This window comes from Phocaeicola sp. RTP21198st1_B8_RTP21198_201120, assembly GCF_040929485.1.
In the GTDB taxonomy this organism is placed as follows: Bacteria; Bacteroidota; Bacteroidia; order Bacteroidales; family Bacteroidaceae; genus Phocaeicola; species Phocaeicola dorei.
The window spans coordinates 1-522 of record NZ_JBCOCI010000332.1 but is presented as its reverse complement, the minus strand read 5'-3'; the positions used below and the strand labels follow the sequence as shown (position 1 = coordinate 522).

Below are 522 nucleotides of genomic sequence, written 5' to 3'. Positions count from 1 at the left end.
TGGCGCAGATAGAACTGTTCAACAAGAAATATGATATCAATGTATATCGCTTGCCGAAGCATCTGGACGAGGAAGTGGCTCGCCTGCATCTTGAAAAGATCGGTGTGAAACTGACTAAGTTGACTCCCGAACAGGCCGCTTATATTGGTGTATCGGTGGACGGACCTTATAAAGCAGATCATTATAGATACTAATTTGATTTACGATTAGACGATTTACCATTTACGATTGATAAATAAGGGAGATCGATATTCCACTGTTATCAATTGTAAATGTTAGATTGTCCGGTCGTATTTATTTTTATATTCAAACTTCAATCGTAAATAGTAAATCGTGTCATCGTAAATGAAAAAGTTTCTTCCTGACTTAATAGCCATTCTGGCTTTTATCATTCTTTCTTTCGCCTATTTTTTTCCGGCTGATATCGAAGGTCGTATCTTGTTTCAGCATGACACGGCTGCCGGAGTCGGTGCAGGACAAGAATCGAAAGAGTATCTCGAGCGTACCGGAGAACGTACGCGC

General features: G+C 40.2%; 1 protein-coding gene. It reads left to right on the top strand.

Annotated elements, in window-relative coordinates; all coding sequences use genetic code 11:
• Positions 1–194 (top strand): adenosylhomocysteinase (locus AB5935_RS25975; RefSeq protein WP_368327870.1); only part of this gene is annotated, 194 nt, incomplete at its 5' end.
• Between the last annotated feature and the right edge of the window lie 328 nt (positions 195–522).